21 protein-coding genes, 1 tRNA gene, 1 other RNA gene and 1 riboswitch are annotated in these 20,058 nt (G+C 63.9%); of the genes, 10 read left to right on the top strand and 13 right to left on the bottom strand.

What is annotated here, in order from left to right; all coding sequences use genetic code 11:
- Nucleotides 1-10 precede the first annotated feature (10 nt).
- Nucleotides 11-1,042 (top strand): acetate/propionate family kinase, encoded by a 1,032-nt coding sequence (locus ACXIQ9_RS04665; RefSeq protein ID WP_459015908.1) that lies wholly within the window; start codon nt 11-13, stop codon nt 1,040-1,042.
- Here the strand turns inward: ACXIQ9_RS04665 and ACXIQ9_RS04660 are convergent.
- From ACXIQ9_RS04660 to ACXIQ9_RS04650, 3 genes are all read right to left on the bottom strand, one after another.
- The gene (locus tag ACXIQ9_RS04660; RefSeq protein ID WP_459015907.1) at nt 999-1,457 is read right to left on the bottom strand and encodes a hypothetical protein; all 459 of its coding nucleotides are present in this window, start codon (nt 1,455-1,457) and stop codon (nt 999-1,001) included. The two genes, ACXIQ9_RS04665 and ACXIQ9_RS04660, sit on opposite strands and share 44 nt — an antisense overlap.
- 76 nt (nt 1,458-1,533) lie before the next feature.
- Nucleotides 1,534-1,848 (bottom strand): hypothetical protein, encoded by a 315-nt coding sequence (locus ACXIQ9_RS04655; RefSeq protein WP_010314013.1) that lies wholly within the window; start codon nt 1,846-1,848, stop codon nt 1,534-1,536.
- Nucleotides 1,849-1,940: 92 nt separating this feature from the next.
- A tRNA-Arg gene (locus ACXIQ9_RS04650) sits at nt 1,941-2,014 on the bottom strand.
- Between the two features lie 23 nt (nt 2,015-2,037).
- Between ACXIQ9_RS04650 and rnpB the strand changes: the two genes are divergently transcribed.
- Nucleotides 2,038-2,429: RNase P RNA component class A (gene rnpB / locus ACXIQ9_RS04645), an RNA gene on the top strand.
- A 3-nt stretch (nt 2,430-2,432) separates the two neighbouring features.
- Nucleotides 2,433-3,143, top strand: a complete 711-nt coding sequence (gene rnc / locus ACXIQ9_RS04640) for a ribonuclease III (RefSeq protein ID WP_459015906.1) — start codon at nt 2,433-2,435, stop codon at nt 3,141-3,143.
- Here the strand turns inward: rnc and ACXIQ9_RS04635 are convergent.
- Nucleotides 3,121-3,303 carry an NAD(P)H dehydrogenase subunit NdhS gene (locus ACXIQ9_RS04635; protein WP_459015905.1) on the bottom strand — a complete coding sequence of 61 codons (183 nt, stop codon included), beginning with the start codon at nt 3,301-3,303 and terminating at the stop codon, nt 3,121-3,123. The genes rnc and ACXIQ9_RS04635 overlap by 23 nt on opposite strands.
- Before the next feature lie 54 nt (nt 3,304-3,357).
- Here ACXIQ9_RS04635 and rimM point away from each other — a divergent pair, with 54 nt between their 5' ends.
- The 3 genes from rimM (at nt 3,358) to rfbB (ending at nt 6,601) form a co-directional block, all read left to right on the top strand.
- Nucleotides 3,358-3,939: a ribosome maturation factor RimM gene (gene rimM / locus ACXIQ9_RS04630; protein ID WP_459015904.1), complete on the top strand. Its 582-nt coding sequence runs from the start codon at nt 3,358-3,360 to the stop codon at nt 3,937-3,939.
- A gap of 91 nt (nt 3,940-4,030) precedes the next feature.
- Nucleotides 4,031-5,482 (top strand): mannose-1-phosphate guanylyltransferase/mannose-6-phosphate isomerase, encoded by a 1,452-nt coding sequence (locus tag ACXIQ9_RS04625; RefSeq protein ID WP_459015903.1) that lies wholly within the window; start codon nt 4,031-4,033, stop codon nt 5,480-5,482.
- Nucleotides 5,483-6,601, top strand: coding sequence for a dTDP-glucose 4,6-dehydratase (rfbB, locus tag ACXIQ9_RS04620; protein WP_459015902.1), 1,119 nt, complete (start codon nt 5,483-5,485; stop codon nt 6,599-6,601).
- Here rfbB and glmS read toward each other — a convergent pair.
- Nucleotides 6,588-8,480 (bottom strand): glutamine--fructose-6-phosphate transaminase (isomerizing), encoded by a 1,893-nt coding sequence (gene glmS, locus ACXIQ9_RS04615; RefSeq protein WP_459016091.1) that lies wholly within the window; start codon nt 8,478-8,480, stop codon nt 6,588-6,590. The genes rfbB and glmS overlap by 14 nt on opposite strands.
- 60 nt (nt 8,481-8,540) lie before the next feature.
- The gene (gene psaC, locus ACXIQ9_RS04610) at nt 8,541-8,786 is read right to left on the bottom strand and encodes a photosystem I iron-sulfur center protein PsaC (protein WP_006850103.1); all 246 of its coding nucleotides are present in this window, start codon (nt 8,784-8,786) and stop codon (nt 8,541-8,543) included.
- Between the two features lie 137 nt (nt 8,787-8,923).
- Between psaC and acpP the strand changes: the two genes are divergently transcribed.
- The 3 genes from acpP to tkt are packed head-to-tail and all read left to right on the top strand — an operon-like array spanning nt 8,924 to nt 12,473.
- Nucleotides 8,924-9,166, top strand: a complete 243-nt coding sequence (gene acpP, locus ACXIQ9_RS04605) for an acyl carrier protein (RefSeq protein WP_010314088.1) — start codon at nt 8,924-8,926, stop codon at nt 9,164-9,166.
- A gap of 11 nt (nt 9,167-9,177) precedes the next feature.
- Entirely contained in the window at nt 9,178-10,425 is a 1,248-nt protein-coding gene (gene fabF / locus ACXIQ9_RS04600; protein ID WP_010314090.1) for a beta-ketoacyl-ACP synthase II, read from the top strand.
- 44 nt (nt 10,426-10,469) lie between these two features.
- A complete protein-coding gene (gene tkt / locus ACXIQ9_RS04595; protein ID WP_459015901.1) occupies nt 10,470-12,473 on the top strand; it encodes a transketolase in 2,004 nt (667 codons plus the stop codon).
- Nucleotides 12,474-12,608: 135 nt separating this feature from the next.
- On the opposite strand, the gene thiC is transcribed toward tkt, so the two are convergent.
- The 6 genes from thiC to ruvB all read right to left on the bottom strand — a co-directional run bounded on the left by thiC (nt 12,609) and on the right by ruvB (nt 17,885).
- Nucleotides 12,609-13,994 carry a phosphomethylpyrimidine synthase ThiC gene (gene thiC, locus ACXIQ9_RS04590; RefSeq protein WP_459015900.1) on the bottom strand — a complete coding sequence of 462 codons (1,386 nt, stop codon included), beginning with the start codon at nt 13,992-13,994 and terminating at the stop codon, nt 12,609-12,611.
- A 32-nt stretch (nt 13,995-14,026) separates the two neighbouring features.
- A riboswitch (TPP riboswitch) is annotated at nt 14,027-14,124 on the bottom strand.
- Nucleotides 14,125-14,129: 5 nt separating this feature from the next.
- The gene (locus ACXIQ9_RS04585) at nt 14,130-14,711 is read right to left on the bottom strand and encodes a HEAT repeat domain-containing protein (RefSeq protein ID WP_459015899.1); all 582 of its coding nucleotides are present in this window, start codon (nt 14,709-14,711) and stop codon (nt 14,130-14,132) included.
- A gap of 15 nt (nt 14,712-14,726) precedes the next feature.
- Entirely contained in the window at nt 14,727-14,924 is a 198-nt protein-coding gene (locus tag ACXIQ9_RS04580) for a DUF3188 domain-containing protein (protein WP_010314098.1), read from the bottom strand.
- Nucleotides 14,921-16,111, bottom strand: coding sequence for an amidohydrolase (locus tag ACXIQ9_RS04575; protein ID WP_459015898.1), 1,191 nt, complete (start codon nt 16,109-16,111; stop codon nt 14,921-14,923). Before ACXIQ9_RS04575 ends, ACXIQ9_RS04580 begins: the two co-directional genes overlap by 4 nt.
- Nucleotides 16,111-16,848 (bottom strand): tetratricopeptide repeat protein, encoded by a 738-nt coding sequence (locus ACXIQ9_RS04570; protein ID WP_459015897.1) that lies wholly within the window; start codon nt 16,846-16,848, stop codon nt 16,111-16,113. The genes ACXIQ9_RS04575 and ACXIQ9_RS04570 overlap by 1 nt, the downstream gene beginning before the upstream one ends.
- On the bottom strand, nt 16,845-17,885 hold the full coding sequence (gene ruvB, locus ACXIQ9_RS04565) for a Holliday junction branch migration DNA helicase RuvB (RefSeq protein ID WP_424175402.1): 1,041 nt from the start codon (nt 17,883-17,885) through the stop codon (nt 16,845-16,847). The genes ACXIQ9_RS04570 and ruvB overlap by 4 nt, the downstream gene beginning before the upstream one ends.
- Before the next feature lie 78 nt (nt 17,886-17,963).
- Here ruvB and smpB point away from each other — a divergent pair, with 78 nt between their 5' ends.
- Nucleotides 17,964-18,461: an SsrA-binding protein SmpB gene (gene smpB / locus ACXIQ9_RS04560; protein WP_010314107.1), complete on the top strand. Its 498-nt coding sequence runs from the start codon at nt 17,964-17,966 to the stop codon at nt 18,459-18,461.
- On the opposite strand, the gene ACXIQ9_RS04555 is transcribed toward smpB, so the two are convergent.
- Nucleotides 18,455-20,056 carry a serine/threonine protein kinase gene (locus ACXIQ9_RS04555; protein ID WP_459015896.1) on the bottom strand — a complete coding sequence of 534 codons (1,602 nt, stop codon included), beginning with the start codon at nt 20,054-20,056 and terminating at the stop codon, nt 18,455-18,457. The two genes, smpB and ACXIQ9_RS04555, sit on opposite strands and share 7 nt — an antisense overlap.
- Between the last annotated feature and the right edge of the window lie 2 nt (nt 20,057-20,058).

Genomic DNA, 20,058 nt, shown 5'->3' with positions numbered 1-20,058 from the left:
AAGCGGCGCCGTGGCGCTTCTGGTGCTGAATCTGGGCAGCTCCAGTCTCAAGGCAGCCGTCTTTGACGCGGCAGGAGAGCGGCGGCTCTGGAGCGACTCCCGTTCGGGTCTGGAGCTCACAGCGGCCCTCGACACCTGGCTCAAGCCGGCTCTGGCCCCCTGGTGGGGCCGGCTTGAGCGCGCGGGCCACCGAGTTGTCCATGGCGGCGAGGTCTTTCGCGAACCCACGCCCATCAACGCCGCAACGCTGGCGCAGCTCGAGACCTTAAGCCCGCTGGCACCGCTGCACAATCCACCGGCTCTGGAGGCGATGCGCTGGCTCCAGCAGCAGCAACCCCTACTGCAGCAATGGGCCTGCTTCGATACGGCCTTTCACGCGACCCTGCCGGAGGCGGCCTATAGCTATGCCATCCCCCTGGCGCTGCGGAGCCGGGGCTACCGTCGCTTTGGCTTCCATGGACTCAACCACCAACACGTGGCCCGGCAGGTCGCGGGGCCTCGGCTGATCAGCGTTCACCTGGGGGCCGGCTGTTCCCTGGCGGCCATCGCCGATGGCCGCTGCCTAGACACGACTATGGGCTTCACCCCGATGGAAGGGCTGGTGATGGCCACCCGCAGCGGATCCATCGACCCTGGCCTGCTGCTGGCGCTGCTGAAGGACGGGATGGCGGCAGCCGAACTGGAGGAGCAACTCAACCACCAAAGCGGACTCGCCGGTCTCTCCGGCCTGAGCGGCGACTGGCAGGAGCTGCGCGGGGCGGCTAAACGGGGCCACACCGGCGCCCAACTGGCACTCGCGGTCTTCCTGCACCGGCTGAAAGCGGGAATTGCCGCCATGGCCGCCAGCCTGGGGGGCGTCGATCAGATCGCCCTATCCGGAGGAATCGGCGCCAATGACACCGCCCTGGCTCGGCAGCTGGAGACGGAGATGGGCTGGCTCGGAAAGCCCCAGTGGTTGCAAATCCCCGCCGATGAGGAGGGGATGATTGCTTGGCTGATCAGCGATCCGGAAGATCGGGGGTTTGATGCAGCAAACGGTTGAGGCGAAGGCGATCGGCGTTCAGCGGATCGGGAGCCAACTCACCGGCGATCTCGCGGAACTTCTGCTCAACGGGCTCAGGAACGCGCACATCAAAGATGCGCTCCATCAGGGCCTCGATCGAGAACAGGTGGGCGTTGATGTTCTCGAGATCGCTGACGGCCTGCTGGAGAGCATCCTGCGCCGAGGCTTCTTGGGGGCCTCCGGCAGCGGCGGCGGCAGGAGCAGAATCAACACCCGGCTCAGGGGTGGTCTTCTGTAGATCCTCGAGGACCCGACCAGCCAGGGTGCGGAATGACTGCAGGGCAGCCCAGCTCAACTCCTGTTGCTGACGCAGCGTCGGGTTCTCCCGAATCAGTCGGTCGTGCTCCCGATAAAAGCGCTGACAGTCAGGGCATTGGCAGGGCTCTTCCGGCACCGCAGTCCCTTCATTGGTCAAGTCCAATCATGACACCAGGACGACTCAGAAATAAAGGGAATCTGAATTTGGCGTCTTAAGCGGCCAGGGAGTCCCCGGAATCACTGGCGTCCTCAGTGGCTCCTGGGATGGGGATCTCGATCGAGCTCACCACCTGAATGACGTCACGCAGGCGCATGGAGTCGGCAAACCAGGCCATGGCCTGATCGGTGTCCCCATCGCTGACCGCCTCATTGGCGCTGTCCTCATGGGCCTCGGCCAGGAGGGCTAACCAGCAGAGGCAGCGGGCCTGGATCACAGAGAGGTCGAGGCCGTCCGGGAGGCTGTCGACGATGCGCTCACTCTCCTGTTGCACCAGTAGCCGCAGCCTGAGATCATGCAGCTGTGCCATGGCCGTGTGGCGATTGGCACCACGCTAGCGGCAGTGGCAACATTCAGCACGCCACTACCGGTAGCGGTCAATACCCCTGCGCGAATCAAAGACGGGGCTGGCGGGACTCGAACCCACGACCTACGGTTTAGGAAACCGTCGCTCTATCCGGCTGAGCTACAGCCCCCCAGGTCGCCATTATGGGGTTTGAAAGCAGGCGAGGTGATCGCGACCGGGACACGCCCAGGCCCTCGGGCTGGTGGAACGGACCGGTTGAGGAAAGTCCGGGCTCCCCAATGGCCAGGCTTGCTGGGTAACGCCCAGTGCGGGTGACCGTGAGGAGAGTGCCACAGAAACACACCGCCGATGGCCCTTCGGGGATCAGGCAAGGGTGCAAAGGTGCGGTAAGAGCGCACCAGCAGCATCGAGAGGTGCTGGCTCGGTAAACCCCGGCTGGGAGCAAGGCCTAGGAACAACGGTTGGCCATGACACCCGTTCCGCTTTTCTTGCGCCGCTTGAGGCCATCGGTAACGGTGGTCCCAGACAGATGATCGCCCCCGCGAAAGCGGAGAACAGAACCCGGCTTACGTCCTGCTTTCACCCCAATGAACGCTGAGCGCCACGCCCAACTGCTGCAGTTCCTTCAAGGCCTGGGCCTGACAGCCCCCGCGGAGATGGACCTGGAGCGGCTGGATGAGGCCCTCACCCACACCTCCGCAGGGCTCAGCGTCAACCACGAAAAACTGGAATTTCTTGGCGACGCCGTCCTACGTCTGGCGGCCTCGGAATTCCTTGAACAGCACTATCCGAACCTGAGCGTCGGACAAAGCTCAGCGCTGCGGGCCCAACTGGTCAGTGACCGCTGGCTGGGGGAACTTGGCCAAGCGGTGGACATCGACGCTGTTTTGCGCATCGGCCCAACGGCCGCAGGAGACGCCAGCGCGCGCGAGACCCTCAGGGCCGAAGCCTGTGAGGCCTGCATCGGCGCGCTCTATCGCCTTTGGGGGGACCTGACGCCGGTGCTGCTCTGGCTCACCCCCCACTGGCAATCCACCGCCAAGGCCTTTGAAGCCGATCCCCACCTGCACAACTGGAAATCGGCCCTGCAGGAATGGAGCCAGGGCCAAAAACGAGGCCTACCGGATTACCGCTGCCAAGAGATCAGCCAAGTCCACGCTGATCCCCGGCGGTTTCACTGTCAGGTGAGCCTGGGGAAGACGACCCTCGGTGAGGGCTGGGGACGCTCGCGCCGGCAAGCCGAACAGGAGGCAGCTCGGGTGTCCCTAGAGAAGCTCAGGCCCGCTCAAGAATCTTGAGGGGCATGGTGACGAGCTTGTCCCAGTTGCCGCCTTCAAACAGCACGGCTGCGTTGCTGCCGCTGATGCGCTGCACGAAACCTTGGTAACCGTTGTAGATGGAGCGCCCATCGCGCACCACCACCGTGGAGCCAGGCAGGATCGGCAGGGAATCAGCCATGGGAAGGCCCAGTCGCCCGGTCATTATCGAGGCTGAGGTGTGGCCCTTGGGCTGATGGAGCAACAACCCGAGCTGCTGGTGGTCGGAAAGATCGTTGCCGCCCAGGGACTGCGCGGTGAACTGCGGGTCAATCCCCTCAGCGATTTCCCCGAACGTTTCACCCAAGCCGGCCCCCGCTGGCTGCGCGCACCGGCCCAGAAGCGGGGGCCCGCGCCAGAACCCCATCAAATTCAATTGCTCTCCGGGCGCCAGCTCCCCGGCAAAGAGCTGTTTGTGATACTGATCGAGGGCATCAACGACCGCAGCAGCGCTGAGGCCTGCGTGGGCCAGGAGCTCTTGGTGCCAAGCGATCAGCGCCCAAAACTGGCCAAAGGCGAATTTCACCTGCTGGATCTGGTGGGACTGGAGGTGCGGCTGCTGGAGTCGGGCACGCCCATCGGCCAGGTCCAAGACCTGCTCCATGCAGGCAACGACCTGCTCGAGGTCCAACTCAGCGGCAAAAAACAGCCCCTCTGGATTCCCTTTGTCGACTCAATTGTTCCCCGGGTGGAACTCGAAGAGGGGTGGATTGGCATCACCCCCCCGCCGGGATTACTGGAGTTGGCCGACCCAAGCCCAGAGGACAGACAGAGCTAAACCAGCACCACGGGGACAAGCGAAAGGAGCCGGCATGGTCTGAAATAGACCAACGGAAAGCTGCGTCGGCGGCTCCATACGAGCGAGCACCATGACCGCCCTTGTACCTGTCATTCTTTGCGGCGGGACTGGCACCCGCCTCTGGCCTCTGTCACGTGCGAGTTATCCCAAGCAGTACTGGCCCCTCGGCGGCAGCGGCGAAGAGACCCTGCTGCAGCAAACGCAGCAACGTCTTGAGGGGCTCAACGACCTCGGAGCACCGTTGCTGATCTGCAACGACGACCACCGGTTCATCGTCGCCGAGCAGATGCGTCAGATCGGCATCGCACCTGGGGCGATCCTGCTGGAACCGATGGGCCGCAATACGGCCCCCGCAGTGGCCGTAGCAGCACTGCAGGCCACCGCCCAGGGTGATGACCCGCTGTTACTGATCCTGGCCGCAGATCACGTCATCCGTGACGCCGACCATTTCCGTAAGTCGATTGAAGCTGGTCGACCGGCGGCCGAAGCGGGACAACTGGTGACCTTTGGCATCGTGCCCACCGCTCCAGAAACCGGTTACGGCTACATCGAGGCCGCTGCCCCTCTCGAGGACGGGTCTCTGACGCCCGTCCCGATTGCACGGTTCGTAGAGAAGCCCGACAGAGCCACTGCCGAACAGTTTCTGGCCAGTGGACGCTTCACCTGGAACAGCGGCATGTTCCTGTTCAAAGCCAGCGCGATGTTGGCGGAATTAGAGCGACTCGCTCCAGAAGTGGTGAGCTGCTGCCGCGCTGCACTGGACCAAGACGAGGCCGATCTCGATTTTCTACGGCTCGATCCAGAGGCCTTCTCCCAGTGCCCGGATGTGGCGATCGACGTTGCCGTCATGGAGAAAACCCAACTAGGTGCTGTCCTTCCCTTGGCTGCTGGCTGGAGTGATGTGGGTAGCTGGAGTGCCCTTTGGGAAACCTCAGACCGCGATGAAAACGGCAATGTGCTGCGCGGCCGAGTGATCAGCGAGAACAGCCGCAACTGCTACCTACGCAGTGAGCACCGACTGATCGTCGGTCTTGGCGTGGAAGACCTGGTGGTCATTGAAACGGACGACGCCGTGTTGATCGCTGACCGCACCCAAGCTCAGAACGTCAAAACGATCGTTCAGCAACTGGAAACCGAGGGCAGTCCCGAAGGCAAGGCGCACCGCAAGATCTATCGACCCTGGGGCTCCTACACCGGCGTGGTGGAAGACAACCGCTGGCAAGTGAAGCGGATCTCCGTCAAACCAGGGGCCAGCCTGTCGCTCCAGATGCACCACCATCGCGCCGAACACTGGATTGTTGTGAAAGGGACCGCCTTAGTCGAGCGCGATGGTGAACAGCAACTGCTGGGGGAGAACCAAAGCACCTACATCCCGCTGGGTTGTAAGCACCGGCTCACCAATCCAGGCCGGATTCCCGTGGAGATGATCGAAGTGCAAAGCGGCGAGTATCTCGGCGAAGACGACATCGTTCGCTTTGACGATGTCTATGGCCGCAGCGACCGTTCCCTCAAGGCCGCCTAAATGACCACTTCCATGCCTTCGACGGCTGATCTATTGGGTCAGCGGCGCCGCATCCTGGTCACTGGTGGCGCTGGTTTCATCGGTGGCGCCGTGGTTCGGCGGCTGCTGCGGGAGAGCGACGCCCTGGTGTTCAACCTCGACAAAATGGGGTACGCCAGTGATCTGAGCTCGATCGAGACCACCCTGGCGGAGCTGGGTCAAGCCGACGCCAAGCGACACCAGCTGCTGCGGGTGGATCTCAAGAATGCCCAGGCCGTTGAAACGGCGGTGCGAGCGGCGGACCCAGACCTGGTGATGCATCTGGCTGCCGAAAGCCATGTGGATCGCTCGATCTCTGGACCGGCTGAATTCATCGACAGCAATGTCAACGGCACCTTCAACTTGCTTCAGGCCGTGCGCGGCCACTATGAACAGCTGAGCCAGGCCCGCCAAACCCAGTTCCGTCTGCACCACATCAGCACCGACGAGGTCTTTGGCTCGCTGGGGGCAACTGGGCGATTCTCAGAAACCACCCCCTACGACCCCCGTAGTCCCTACTCCGCGAGCAAGGCTGCCAGTGATCACCTGGTCCTGGCCTGGCATCACACCTACGGTCTACCGGTGGTCCTCACCAACTGCTCGAACAACTACGGGCCCTGGCAGTTCCCCGAAAAACTAATTCCAGTGGTCACACTCAAAGCGGCCTCTGGTGAATCAATCCCGCTCTACGGCGATGGCTTGAACGTGCGGGATTGGTTGTATGTGGAGGACCATGTGGATGCACTACTGCTGGCCGCCTGCCGCGGCGAGTCAGGGCGCAGCTACTGCGTGGGTGGTCACGGCGAGAAAACCAATAAAGAGGTCGTCGAAGCCATCTGCGCCCAGCTCGATCGCCAACAGCCAGGCGACACGCCCCATGCCGATCTGATCACACCCGTGACAGATCGCCCAGGCCACGACCGGCGCTATGCCATCGATCCAACCCGGATCAGTTCAGAACTCGGCTGGAGCCCCCGACACAACGTCGAAGAAGGTCTCGCAGCCACTGTCCAGTGGTACCTCGAGCATCAGCACTGGTGCCAAGCCGTACGCCAACGGGCTGAATACGACGGTGGGCGCCTCGGACTCACTCCACGGTGACACTCTTGGCAAGATTGCGAGGCTGATCGACGTCCAGGCCCCGGTGGGCTGCGATGTGATAGCTCAGCAGCTGCATCGGAACAATGGTGACGAGGGGGCTGAGCAACTCATCCACCTCCGGTACGGGCAGCAGGGTGTCGAACAGCTCGGCATCCGGGCAATTGGGGGCAACGCCCACCAATTGGGCATCGCGGGCCTTGGCCTCTTGGGCATTGCTGAGGACCTTGTCGAAGACGGTGCCTGGGACGGCGATCGAGACCACGGGCACCCGGGCATCCAGCAGAGCGATCGGGCCGTGCTTCATCTCGCCGGCGGGGTAGCCCTCGGCATGGATGTAGCTGATCTCCTTGAGCTTCAGCGCACCCTCAAGGGCAATCGGATAGTTGATGCCGCGGCCCAGGAAGATCACATCCTGGGTGTCCGCGAACAGATGGGCCATCTGCTCGCAGCGGCCGTCATGGTCATCCACCAAGCTGCGCAATTGCTGTGGAAGATCCCGCAGACCAGCCGTCAGCTGCTGCAGGGCTTCGGCGCCGAGAACCCCAGGCCGTCCAGAGCGACGTTCGGCAAAGGCAATGGCCAACCCGTAGAACGCCAACAACTGACCCAGGAAGGTCTTGGTGGCGGCCACGCCCACCTCGATGCCGGCACCGATGTCGAGGATCTGATCAACCATCCGGCCCAGGGAGCTTTCAGGGCGGTTCGTGATCCCCAGAAGACGGGGGGCGAAGGCCGGATCGGCAACGGCTCGGCGCCGCTCCTGCTCCATCGCGAGAGCAGCCAAGGTGTCTGCCGTTTCACCCGATTGGGTCACACCGATGGTGAGGGTGTTCGGCGCCAGCGGTGGCGGGGCGTAGCGGAATTCGCTGGCATAGAACACGCTGGTCGGAATCCCGGCCAGCTGCTCAAGGAGATAGGCCCCCACCAAGGCGGCATGGCGGCTGGTGCCGCAGGCGAGAACCTGGATGCGCTCAATCCCTTCAAACACGCTCTCATCGAGCGGCAAGGCCACCCGCGCGGATGCATCGGGGAGATGGCGAGCGACCCAAAGGGCGGCGGTCTCGGGCTGCTCATGGATTTCCTTGAGCATGAAGTGACGGAAGCTGCGCTTGTCCGCCACGTGATCCGTGCCGCTCAGGAGCGTGGGAGCCCGCTGCACCCGCGCTCCGGCCTCGTCATAGAGCTCGATTCCCAGGGGGGTGAGCAGCGCCACCTCCCCGTCTTCCATCGGCAGGATCGTGCGCGTAAAGCCAGCCAGGGCCGGGGTGTCACTGGCGCAAAGGAATTCCCCTTCCCCCAGGCCAATCAGCAACGGCGCTGCTTTACGGGCTACCACCAGGGCACCCGGGAGCGCAGCCCAAACCACGGCCAAGGCGTAGGCCCCGTGCAGCCGCGGCAAAACCGCTTGCACGGCCTCAAGCAGGAGCTGGGGAGAGGCTGCGTGGCCCAGGGCCTCCAACCGATCGAGCTCTTGGCTCAGCAGATGGGGAATGACCTCGGTGTCCGTGTCCGAGCGGAAGACCACACCCTTGGCCTGGAGCTCCTCACGCAGGCTTCTGTAGTTCTCGATGATCCCGTTCTGCACCACGGCCAGACGACGGGGACCATCAAGGTGGGGGTGGGCATTGCGTTCTTCCGGCTTGCCGTGGGTCGCCCAACGGGTGTGGCCAATGCCGCACTGCCCCTGGGCCCCCTGCGCCTCAAAACGAGCCGTTAGGTTGGCGAGCTTGCCTTCAGCGCGCAGACAGGCCAAGCCGGACTCGTCCGCCACCGTGGCGATTCCCGCGGAGTCATAGCCCCGGTATTCGAGCTGACGCAGACCCTCCAAGAGGAGCGGTGCCGCCTCGCGCGAACCAATCACCGCAACGATGCCGCACATAGCGCCTGGAACCAATAAAAAAGCCCGGCTGGGCCGGGCTTGAGCTTATGGGAGCTGGGCTCAGTAAGCCAGGCCCATGGAGCGGGTGGTTTCGTCGCCGAGGTAGACGCGAATGGAGAGGAAGTCGGTGGGACAAGCGGTCTCACAGCGCTTGCAACCGACGCAATCTTCGGTGCGGGGAGACGAGGCGATCTGGCCGGCCTTGCAACCATCCCAGGGCACCATCTCGAGAACATCGAGAGGACATGCCCGAACGCACTGGGTGCAGCCGATGCAGGTGTCGTAAATCTTGACGGCGTGGGACATGTCGTCTGTGGACGCGACGCCCAAGGTACCCATGGCAATCAGCATCCAAGCCACAGGCCTCCCTGGCCGTCATCCTTGTTCATACGGGGGGTGCCTGGCACACATACCCGTAGGATGCGGCGTCCGACACTCCGGCCATGTCCCAGGAAGCGATCTTCGAGAAAGTCCGCTCGATCGTTGTTGAGCAGCTGAGCGTTGATGCCGGCGAGGTCAAGCCCGAATCCAACTTCCAGAACGATCTGGGCGCTGACTCCCTCGACACCGTTGAACTCGTGATGGCCCTGGAAGAGGCCTTCGATATCGAGATTCCCGACGAAGCCGCTGAAGGCATCGCCACCGTTGGCGACGCCGTCAAATACATCCTGGACAAGCAGGCCTGAGGAAGGAATTGATGGTGGAGGGTCTCCGCCGCGTCGTCGTCACCGGCCTTGGCGCGGTCACACCAATTGGTAATGACGTCGCTTCCTACTGGGAAGGACTGAGTAGCGGTCGTAACGGGGTTGCGCCGATCACCCTGTTTGACGCGTCTGCCCATGCCTGCCGCTTTGCGGCTGAGGTGAAGGATTTCGATCCCTCCGCCTACATCGAGCCCAAAGAAAGCAAGCGCTGGGATCGGTTTTGCCAGTTCGGGGTGGTTGCCGCCAAGCAGGCCGTTGCCCATGCAGGTCTAACCATCGACGACAGCAACGCCCATCGGATCGGAACCGCGATCGGTTCTGGCGTGGGCGGTCTTCTGATGATGGAGACCCAGGCCCACGTGCTGGCAGACAAGGGTCCATCTCGGGTGAGCCCTTTCACCGTTCCGATGATGATCCCAAACATGGCCACTGGCCTGACGGCGATCGCCATTGGCGCTAAGGGCCCCAGCAGTGCTGTGGCTACGGCCTGCGCCGCCGGCTCCAATGCCATCGGTGATGCCTTCCGGTTGATCCAGCTGGGTCAAGCCGATGCGATGGTCTGCGGTGGCGCCGAATCGGCCATCACCCCTTTGGGAGTGGCTGGATTCGCCAGCGCCAAGGCTTTGTCATTCCGCAACGACGATCCGGCAACCGCCAGCCGGCCCTTCGATGCCGAGCGTGATGGCTTTGTGATCGGCGAGGGCGCAGGCGTGCTGGTTCTTGAGAGCCTCGAGCACGCCCAGGCCCGCGGGGCCGAGATCCTCGCTGAGGTGGTTGGCTACGGCATGACCTGTGATGCCCACCACATCACCTCACCCACCCCCGGTGGCGTGGGCGGGGCTGAGGCCATGCGCCTGGCTCTTCAAGACGCACGCATCGAGGCCGATGCGGTCGACTACGTCAACGCCCACGGCACCAGCACCCCGGCCAATGACTCCAACGAGTCCTCGGCGATCAAGTCCGCGCTCGGGGATCGGGCCAAGCAGATTCCCGTGAGCTCGACCAAGTCGATGACCGGTCACCTGCTGGGCGGCAGCGGCGGCATTGAAGCCGTTGCCGGGGTCCTGGCAATTGGCCACAACGTGGTGCCGCCTACGATCAACTACCAAAATCCGGATCCGGCCTGTGATCTGGATGTCGTTCCCAATCAGGCCCGGGAACACAAACTGAACGTGGTGCTTTCGAATTCCTTTGGGTTCGGCGGCCACAACGTTTGCCTGGCGTTCCGCCGGTTCACCTAGCCCGCGGTCTTCCCCGCCCGTACACCCTCCCTTACCCGTAACCCATGGTCGTCGCTCCCGCTTCTGTCGACACGCTCTGCGTCAACAGCATCCGCTTCCTGGCCGTCGACGCGATCAACAAGAGCAACTCCGGCCACCCCGGACTGCCCATGGGTTGCGCTCCCATGGCCTACACCCTGTGGGACAAGTTCCTCAAGCACAACCCCAAGAACCCGAAGTGGTTCAACCGTGACCGCTTTGTGCTCTCGGCCGGCCACGGCTGCATGCTGTTGTACGCGCTGCTGCACCTGAGCGGCTACGACTCGGTCACGATCGAGGACATCAAGCAATTCCGCCAGTGGGGCTCCAAGACCCCTGGTCACCCCGAGACCTTCGAAACCGCCGGCGTCGAAGTCACCACCGGTCCCCTGGGTCAGGGCATCGCCAACGCTGTCGGCCTGGCCATGGCCGAGGCACACCTGGCGGCCAAGTTCAACAAGCCCGACTGCACGCTCGTGGATCACACCACCTACGTGATCATGGGCGACGGCTGCCACCAGGAAGGTGTCAGCGGTGAAGCTGCGTCCCTGGCCGGTCACCTGGGCCTGGGCAAGCTGATCGCCCTGTACGACGACAACCACATCACCATCGACGGAAACACCAACGTTTCCTTCACCGAGGATGTGCTGAAGCGCTACGAGGCCTACGGCTGGCACACCATCCACGTCGCCGACGGCAACACCGACCTGGGTGCCATTGCCAAGGCGATTGAAGAGGCCAAGGCCGTCACCGATCGTCCTTCGATGATCAAGGTGACCACCACCATCGGCTACGGCTCCCCTAATAAGGCCAACACCGCCGGTGTGCACGGTGCCGCTCTGGGGGCTGACGAAGCCGCCGCGACCCGACAGAACCTGGGTTGGAACTACGGCGAATTCGAAGTTCCCCAGGAGTCCTACGACCAGTGGCGCAAGGCCATCGAGCGTGGCGCCGCCGCTGAGGCCGCCTGGAATACCACCCTGGCTGACTACCGCAGCAAGTACCCAACCGAAGCCGCTCAGTTCGAGCGTCAGCTGCGTGGTGAACTGCCCCAGGGCTGGGATGCAAACCTCCCCAGCTACACCCCTGACGACAAGGGTGTGGCCACCCGGATGCATTCCTACAACTGCCTGAATGCCATCGGCCCCAACCTGCCTGAGCTGATCGGTGGTTCGGCTGACCTGACCCACTCCAACCTCACCGACATCAAGGGTGAGTCCGGTTTCCAGAAGGGTGCCGAGGGCAACCGCTACCTGCACTTCGGTGTGCGCGAGCACGCCATGGGAGCCATCCTGAATGGCCTCGCGTATCACGGCAGCGGCCTGGTCCCCTACGGCGGCACCTTCTGCGTCTTCGCGGGCTACATGGTGGGCGCCATGCGCTTGTCCGCCCTGAGCGAACTGGGCGTGATCTATGTCTTGACCCACGACTCCATCGGCCTGGGTGAAGACGGCCCCACTCACCAGCCGATCGAGACCCTCGCCAGCCTGCGTTCGATCCCGAACATGCTGGTGATCCGCCCTGGCGACGGCAACGAAACCAGCGGTGCTTACAAGGTGGCCGTGGCCAACCGTCACCGCCCCACCGTGCTGTTCCTTAGCCGTCAGGCGATGGCCAACCAGGCCAACTCCAACGCCGACCACGTGGCCAAGGGTGGTTACATCCTTGAGGACAGCAACGGAACCCCCGATCTGATCCTGATCGGCACCGGCACCGAGCTCGACCTCTGCGTCCAGGCCGCTGCCCAGCTGCGCGCCGAAGGCAAGAACGTCCGCGTGGTGTCCATGCCCTGCGTGGACCTGTTCGAAGAGCAGGACGCTGCCTACCGCGAGAGCGTACTTCCCGCAGCCTGCCGCAAGCGCCTGGTGGTCGAGGCCTCCAGCAGCTTCGGCTGGCACAAGTACACCGGCTTCGAAGGCGACACCGTCTCCATCGACCGCTTCGGTGCTTCCGCACCTGGCCCTCTGCTGATGGAGAAGTTCGGCTTCACCGTCGACAACGTGGTCGCCAAGGCCAAGGCCCTCGGCTGATTAGGCAAGAGTCATTGATTCCACTCAAAGCCCCGCCGATGGCGGGGCTTTTTTGTGTCCACACAACCTGATGCATCAGCAATAAAAAAACCCGGGCTTTCGCCCGGGTCCTGAACTCAAACAAGAAGCGTGGAATTAAACAGCAGCGACTTCACTATTGCTCTGCTGTTCAGCAAGGACTTTCTCAAGCCCCTCTAGATCTTCTTCCGTGATCTTGGTCTGCATCGGGCAGTGCTTGGGTCCACACATCGAGCAGAACTCAGCCTGCTTGTAGATATCAGCCGGCAGGGTTTCGTCGTGATACTCACGGGCCCGTTCGGGATCCAAGGAAAGTTCGAACTGCTTGTTCCAGTCGAAGGCGTAGCGGGCGCGGCTCAGCTCGTCGTCACGATCACGAGCACCGGGGCGGTGACGGGCGATGTCGGCGGCGTGGGCGGCGATCTTGTAGGCGATCAGGCCTTCACGCACGTCCTCTGCATTGGGCAGACCCAGGTGCTCCTTGGGGGTGACGTAGCAGAGCATCGCCGTGCCATGCCAGCCGGCCATGGCCGCACCGATCGCTGAGGTGATGTGGTCGTAACCGGGGGCGATGTCGGTGACCAGAGGACCGAGCACATAGAAGGGTGCCTCGTTGCACTCCTCCATCTGCTTTTTGACGTTGAACTCGATCTGGTCCAACGGCACGTGACCAGGACCTTCGACCATCACCTGAACGTCATGCTTCCAGGCGCGACGGGTCAGCTCGCCCAGAGTCTTCAGCTCAGCCAGCTGAGCGGCGTCAGAGGCGTCGTGCTGACAACCAGGACGCAGAGAATCGCCCAAGGAGAAGGTGCAGTCGTAGCGCTTGAAGATCTCGCAGATGTCGTCGAAGCGCGTGTAGAGGGGGTTCTGCTTGTGGTGATAGAGCATCCACTGGGCCAAGATCCCGCCGCCGCGGCTGACGATCCCGGTCAGGCGGCCCTTGACCTTGGGCAGGTGCTCAATCAGCAGACCGGCGTGGATCGTCTGGTAGTCGACGCCCTGCTGGCAGTGCTTCTCGATGATGTGCAGGAAGTCATCTTCCGAGAGACGCTCGATCGAGCCATGGACGCTCTCGAGGGCCTGATACACGGGCACCGTGCCGATAGGCACCGGGGACGCATTGATGATTGCCGTGCGCACCTCATCGAGGTTCACGCCACCGGTGGAAAGATCCATCACGGTATCCGCGCCGTACTTCACGGCCAGCTCCAGCTTCTTGACCTCTTCAGAGGCATCGGAAGCATTGGGGGAGGCGCCGATGTTGGCGTTCACCTTGCACTTGGAGGCGATGCCGATCGCCATCGGCTCCAAGTTGGGGTGGTTGATGTTGGCCGGGATGATCATGCGGCCGCGGGCCACCTCTTCCATGACCAGCGACTCGGGCAGGTTCTCCCGCTTCGCCACGTAGGCCATCTCTTCAGTCACCACCCCCTGTCGGGCGTAGTGCATCTGGGAGACATTGGCTTGACCTTTGCGCTTTTCGATCCAGGCGCTACGCATAACCGCTATGGCGTTGGGCGGGGGCGCAACCTGAGTGTCTCTTCTCACTTCCCTGCGCCGGCATGACCCGGATCAGGTTCGGAGGGTGTGATCTCAGCCCCCGCAATGGGAGGCACCCCTAGTGACTGCCAAAACCTAGCAAGTCTGAGACTGCAGCCCGTTCAAGGCTGCCGCAACCACGCGGTGATCACTGTCCTGCTGCAGGCCCTGCAGCACCTCGCGGGCCTCGCTGCTGCCTTCCCGCACAAGACGGCCCAAGATTTCGGTGCCGCCCACCCGGACCGTGCCATCGGCCTCGGACACCGCCAGGCGCGCCAACTCAAGCAACTGCTCAGGGGCAATCTCTGGGTGCTCCGCCACAGCCGAGAGGATGCTGCAGTGGATCAGCCACTCGCTCTCGGACTGGAACGACTCCAGCAGCAGCGGCCAGGCCCGATCAATCCCATGGCTCACCAGCGCATTGGCCGCTTCGGCGCGCACGGCCACCTCAGGGTCGTGCTTCAGCGTGCGAACGAGAGGCTCCCAACCCGCCGCCGTGGGCTTGTGCCCCAGGCCCGAGCAGCTCAGTTGCCGCATGATCATGTCGCTCTGCTCGAGACCCAGCAGCAGCAGCGGCTCGGCCTCCTCGGCGCTGGCCTGGACCAGGCTGGCCAGGGCAGGACGGGCCTTGCCGGGGTTATCGGAGGCGATGGCCTCGCGCAGGTCGTCGAAGTTCATCGGCACACTCTGCCTCTACTGCTGGTCCCGCAGGGTCTGCAGGATCGCCCGGCGGCGGCGGCGCCAGCTCCAGGTGCTCTGGGCCAACAGGGCCAAGCCAATCAAAAGGGCCGGTAGGGCCTGCAGGCGATCCGGCCCCTGGCGCAACAACACCCCAGCCAGGCCAATCAGCACCAACAACAGTGTTGAGCAGGCCAGCAAATTGCGGATCATGAGGCTGCTCGCTCCAACCAACGCAGCAGGCTGGCGCTGAGCACCTCAACGCCCACCCCGACCGCGGCCTCGTCGGCCGCGAAGGTGTTGCTGTGGAGCGGTGTGCAGCCCTTCGGCCCAGCTACTCCCAAGCGAAACATCGTGCTGGGGGTGTCCCGCTGCAGCTCCGCAAAGTCCTCAGCACCCAGGGAAGGCTGCTCGAGCCACTCCACCTGGGACCGGCCCAGCAGTTCCACCGCCTCATCCGCCAACAGCTGGGTGAGTTCGGGGTCGTTGTGGACCGGCGGGGAGATGCAGCGGTAGCGCACCCGGGCCTCGCCGCCATAGCCCTTGCAGATGGCCTGCACGGTCTCCTCAATCCAGCCCGGCAGCTGTGCGTGCAACCCCAAATCCAAGCAGCGGACCGTTCCAAGCAAACGGACGTGATCGGCAATCACGTTGAAGGCCTTGCCTCCTTCGATCCGCCCGAAGCTGACCACCACAGGGTGCAACGCGTCCAAGCGGCGGCTGATGGCCTCCTGCAAACCACTCACCACCCGAGCCGCGATCCAGATGGCATCGGTGCTCTGGTGGGGCCGCGCACCATGGCCACCCTCACCCAAGACCTCCACCTCTAGCTCCCCAGCAGCGGCGGTCAGGCTGCCGCTGCGCACCCCGACCGTCCCCACCGGAAGACTGGGGAAGACATGCACACCAAACAGGGCATCCACACCCTGCATCGCCCCATCGGCCACCATCCAGGCCGCCCCTTGGGCGGTCTCCTCCGCGGGTTGAAACAGCAAGCGAACCGTGCCGCCCAGCTGCTCGGCCAGGGGCGTCAGGATCCGAGCCACGCCCAAGCCGACGGTGGTGTGGATGTCATGGCCGCAGGCATGCATCAGGCCCTGGTTCAACGAGGCATAGGGCAGGCCCGTTCGCTCCTCCACCGGCAGCGCATCCATATCCACCCGCAGGGCCACCACGGGGCCACCGCTCGGACCCAGTTCCGCCAGCACCCCCGTGCGGCCCACCCCTTCTTGGACACGCCAACCCAGCTTGCGCAACTCGCCGGCCACCAAAGCGGCGGTCTGATGCTCATTGCCGCTGAGTTCCGGATGGGCATGCAGATGCCTGCGAATCGCCAGCAGCTCCTGCTGGGCGGCCTGGACCTCCGCCTTGAGCTGATCGCGGGAGAGCAGATCGGGCATCAGCTGCTCAAGGCCAAAAAGTCAGACAGGGCTTGGACCGGAACCGGCGGCCAGCGCCGAATCTCCAAGAGCCATTCTGGCTGGCGGTAACGCGGATCCAAGCCCGCAGCCGAAGCCCAATGGCTCTCGGCCTCTCCGGACTCGCCCTTTCGCCAGAGCAGCGCCGTCAACGCCGCCCTCGCGTCAGCGAAAAGCGGATAGCGGCGAATGATGCTGCGCAACTCCTTTTCGGCCAACTCCAACTCCCCGAGTTGAAAGTCCGCCAGGGCCGTGCTCGAGCGGGCCATCGCAAAACCTGGACGGGCCTCGGCTGCCTGATCAAAGCTGCCGCGGGCCTGCTGCCAGTTCCCTTTGGAGCCCTGGACATTGCCCAGGTTGTAGAGAGCCGAGGCATCTGTTCCGCGCTCGAGGATCCAGCGGTAATCGGCTTCAGCGGCGTCCCACTGCTTCAGAGCTTCTTCAGCGGTGCCGCGGTTCAGGTGGGGATCGGCATTATTCGGATCGAGCTCCATCGCCTTGGACTGGTCAGCAATCGCCGCCTCAGGGGCCCCTAGGGCTAGCTGGATGTTGCCGCGATTGCTCCAAGCCGCGGCGTCCTCGGGCGCCAGCTCCAACACCTGATTCCAAAGATCCAGAGCCTGGGGAAAAGCCCCCTCACGACTCGCCGTCAGGGCCTGATCAAACAGCTGGGGCAGGCTCAACTGCACCGCCAGCAAAATGGCCAGAAGCGCTGTCATGCCGCCTGATCCTGCAGGTGATCAATGCCCGCCTGGGTGATGACACGGCCGCGGGGAGTGCGCTGCAGCAGGCCCTGCTGCAACAGGAACGGCTCCACCACCGATTCCAAGGTGACGGGGTCCTCACCCAGTCCGGCCGCGAGTGTGTCGAGGCCCACCGGCCCACCGCCATAGCCGCTGTGGAGCAGATCTAGAAGGCGCCGGTCGCTGGCATCCAAGCCGCGGCCGTCCACCCGATGCAGGCTCAAGGCCTGCTGCACCAGCTCAGCGCTCACCCGCGCATGGCCGCCGACGGAGGCCACATCGCGCACCCGCCGCAGCAGACGGTTGGCGATGCGCGGGGTGCCCCGGCAGCGGCGCGCCACCTCCAGAGCAGCCTCTTCCGCCAGATCCAAGGCGAGCAAACCGGCCGCCCGCTGCACGATCGCCTGCAGATCCTCCAGTCCGTAGAACTCCAGCCGCTGGATCAGACCGAAGCGATCCCGCAGGGGTGAACTCAAGGAACCCGCCCGCGTCGTCGCCCCCACCAAGGTGAAGGGGGCCAAGGGAATCGTGCGGGTCCGGGCCGTCGTGCCCTTGCCGACCGTGAGATCGAGGCGAAAGTCCTCCATCGCCGGATAGAGCAGTTCTTCGGCGACCCGCGTCAGGCGGTGAATCTCGTCGATGAACAGCAGCTCCCGGGGCTGGAGATTCACCAGCAAGCCAACGATGTCGCGGGGACGCTCGAGGGCAGGCGCACTGGTGATGCGGCACCGCACCCCCAGCTCCTCGGCCAGGACCATCGCCATGGTGGTCTTGCCCAGGCCCGGAGGGCCGTAGAGCAGCACGTGATCCAGGGCTTCGTCGCGGGCGCGGGTTGCCTCAATCGCAATCCCAAGAACCTGCTTGAGCTCGCTTTGGCCGATGTAGTCGGCTAGCTGTTTGGGCCTTAGGGAATCTTCTCGCTGGAGCGGCTTCTCTTGCTCACTGACGGCAGGATCCACCAACCTCGGGGCCGGCTGACGCGGCGCTGTTGATCCCGAAGAAACGATGGCCATCGCCCGAGGGTATCGGCAGCGGACGACCACCGGCTAGCGGATCCATCCCTAGGGTCACTGGATTGAGATCGCGGCGCCATGGCTAAGGGCGGGGGCAAAAAGAACGCCAAGGCCCTTCGGGACGCCGCCAACAAATTGCTGGCGGACAACCGCTTTGCGCGGCACCAGTACGAAATCCTCGAAACCCTCGAGTGCGGCGTCGAGCTGATGGGCACCGAGGTCAAGTCAATCCGGGCTGGGCAGGTCAACCTGCGGGATGGCTTCTGCCTGATCCGCAAGGGACAGCTGCAACTGCACAACGTCCATATCTCCCCACACACCCACGCCGGTGCCTACTTCAACCACGAGCCCCTCCGGACTCGCCGGCTGCTGGCCCACCGCAAAGAGATCGACAAACTGCGCATCGCCGTTGATCAGAAGGGCCTCACCCTGATTCCTCTCAACATCCACCTCAAGGGCTCCTGGATCAAAGCCACCATCGGCCTAGGCAAGGGCCGCAAGCTGCATGACAAGCGTCAGGAAGAGCGGCGCAAGCAGGACATCAAGGACGCCAAAAAAGCCATCGCCCGCTACTGATTCGGGTCAACCCGCAGGGAGAGCGTCAAGCTCGCCGAGGACAATCCGTCATTGCTGATCAGGACCTGAACCGGGGAGCGTTTGACCTCCCCAAGGCTCACCACCCGCAGTGGTCCACGCGCCTCAAGCAGCTGTCCATCGGCGGCGAAGACGCTCATCTGCATCAAGGCCGATCCCCTCACGCCAAGGACCAAGCGACTGCCAGGCGGAACCTGAATCGGGAACACCCGGGCACCCCCAGCCGGCACCCAGGCAGAGACGGTCTTGGTGCTGTTGCGCTTCCCCTCGATCAGCTCGATCTGCAGGTTGCCCAGGGCTTGTTCGGCGGCGGCATACCAGAGCTGCCGAAAGGGCTCCGCGGGGATCTCGGCAGCCTGGGAGCCGTTCAGCAGGTTGAGCGCGCTCCCAGAGACCAACTTCTGGACCACCTCCGGGCTGAGTCCCTGAGCCACGAGGCCCTGCTGACGGCGATTCCAATCGGTGGCGGTGAGATTGCCCAAGCGCGGCCGCAAGGGCAGCGGCAACTGCTCCACGCGGCTCAGCCAGTCCTCAGCCAGTTCACTCCACACCATGCGCAGGGGTGCATCCGCCTGGCTATCCGATGGCAGCCGGCCGCCACGCTCCAGAAAGCTGGCATCCACCAACTTGAGGAACCAGCGGCGATCCACCTGCAGGGCCCGCAGGCGATTGAGCAACTGCTCCCGCTGATTGATCTCCGCCGCCGGCAAGCTCGAGCGGAGCCGAAAGCTGGGAAGCGCCATTGGGCTAGTGACCTTCCCCCGGCTCAAGACCAACCAACCCAAGGCGGTCCCAACCAACGCCGCGAACACCAGGGCAACCACCACCGGCCAAAGCCGTCCTTCCGCGTCCTGCTCCTGCTGCCGCTTGCGCCGCCGCGATGGGGTGGAGTGCCTCACCAGCGGGATTGGAGCAGGTACTGCGGGAGTGAAGTGTTGAAAGGCCGCCAGAGCAGCGGCCGCTGAAGGGAAACGCAGCTCAGGCCGATCGCTACTCAAGGCCTGCAGGGGACCAATCGATACCAAGGCTGCCGCGGCCTCAGCACCCAGCAAGGCTTGGGCGCACTCGCCGAGAGCCAGCAAATCCCGCTGGGGATCCCACGGGGCTGGCTGCTCCAGGGCTAGGGGGACGGGCAGCCCATCCGCCGATCGCCTCAGGAGTTGGGACGGCGACCAGTCCCTGCAGGAGAGACCATGGCTGTGCAGCAAAGCCATCAGGGGCAAAAGCTGCCGCAACAGCTCCAGGACCTCTGGGATGTCGAAGGTCTGTCCACCCTCCAGCAAGGCCTGAAACGACTCCCCCTCCTGCCACGGGCGCGGCAGCCAGAGCTCCCTATCGCTATTGATCAGATCGGCAAAGCGAGGCAGCTGGGGATGCAGGACCCCCTGCAGCTGTAGCCAGCGCTTGCTCCACTCCTCCCGCTGCTCATCGCTCAGCCCGCTCAGATGGAGAAGGTGCACCGACGCATCGGCTGCCGCTTGATCACTGGCCAGCCACCGGTTCTCCGCAAGGGATCGCTCGAGTCGATAGCGACCGCCGATCAGCGCCCCTGGCTCCAACCTCGGATCGTCTTCCACCA

This window comes from Synechococcus sp. LTW-G, from assembly GCF_054459035.1.
Note: the sequence above shows the minus strand (reverse complement) of the source record. Positions and strands in the feature narration are given on the sequence as shown.

Bases quoted from the DNA above. Each gene is read 5' to 3' on its own strand.
- ACXIQ9_RS04655 (WP_010314013.1), bottom strand. From the start codon at position 1,848: ATGGCACAGCTGCATGATCTCAGGCTGCGGCTACTGGTGCAACAGGAG.
- rnc (WP_459015906.1), top strand. From the start codon at position 2,433: ATGAACGCTGAGCGCCACGCCCAACTGCTGCAGTTCCTTCAAGGCCTG.
- ACXIQ9_RS04635 (WP_459015905.1), bottom strand. From the start codon at position 3,303: ATGGCTGATTCCCTGCCGATCCTGCCTGGCTCCACGGTGGTGGTGCGC.
- rimM (WP_459015904.1), top strand. From the start codon at position 3,358: ATGGAGCAACAACCCGAGCTGCTGGTGGTCGGAAAGATCGTTGCCGCC.
- ACXIQ9_RS04625 (WP_459015903.1), top strand. From the start codon at position 4,031: ATGACCGCCCTTGTACCTGTCATTCTTTGCGGCGGGACTGGCACCCGC.
- rfbB (WP_459015902.1), top strand. From the start codon at position 5,483: ATGACCACTTCCATGCCTTCGACGGCTGATCTATTGGGTCAGCGGCGC.
- glmS (WP_459016091.1), bottom strand. From the start codon at position 8,480: ATGTGCGGCATCGTTGCGGTGATTGGTTCGCGCGAGGCGGCACCGCTC.
- psaC (WP_006850103.1), bottom strand. From the start codon at position 8,786: ATGTCCCACGCCGTCAAGATTTACGACACCTGCATCGGCTGCACCCAG.
- acpP (WP_010314088.1), top strand. From the start codon at position 8,924: ATGTCCCAGGAAGCGATCTTCGAGAAAGTCCGCTCGATCGTTGTTGAG.
- fabF (WP_010314090.1), top strand. From the start codon at position 9,178: ATGGTGGAGGGTCTCCGCCGCGTCGTCGTCACCGGCCTTGGCGCGGTC.
- tkt (WP_459015901.1), top strand. From the start codon at position 10,470: ATGGTCGTCGCTCCCGCTTCTGTCGACACGCTCTGCGTCAACAGCATC.
- thiC (WP_459015900.1), bottom strand. From the start codon at position 13,994: ATGCGTAGCGCCTGGATCGAAAAGCGCAAAGGTCAAGCCAATGTCTCC.
- ACXIQ9_RS04585 (WP_459015899.1), bottom strand. From the start codon at position 14,711: ATGAACTTCGACGACCTGCGCGAGGCCATCGCCTCCGATAACCCCGGC.
- ACXIQ9_RS04580 (WP_010314098.1), bottom strand. From the start codon at position 14,924: ATGATCCGCAATTTGCTGGCCTGCTCAACACTGTTGTTGGTGCTGATT.
- ACXIQ9_RS04575 (WP_459015898.1), bottom strand. From the start codon at position 16,111: ATGCCCGATCTGCTCTCCCGCGATCAGCTCAAGGCGGAGGTCCAGGCC.
- ACXIQ9_RS04570 (WP_459015897.1), bottom strand. From the start codon at position 16,848: ATGACAGCGCTTCTGGCCATTTTGCTGGCGGTGCAGTTGAGCCTGCCC.
- ruvB (WP_424175402.1), bottom strand. From the start codon at position 17,885: ATGGCCATCGTTTCTTCGGGATCAACAGCGCCGCGTCAGCCGGCCCCG.
- smpB (WP_010314107.1), top strand. From the start codon at position 17,964: ATGGCTAAGGGCGGGGGCAAAAAGAACGCCAAGGCCCTTCGGGACGCC.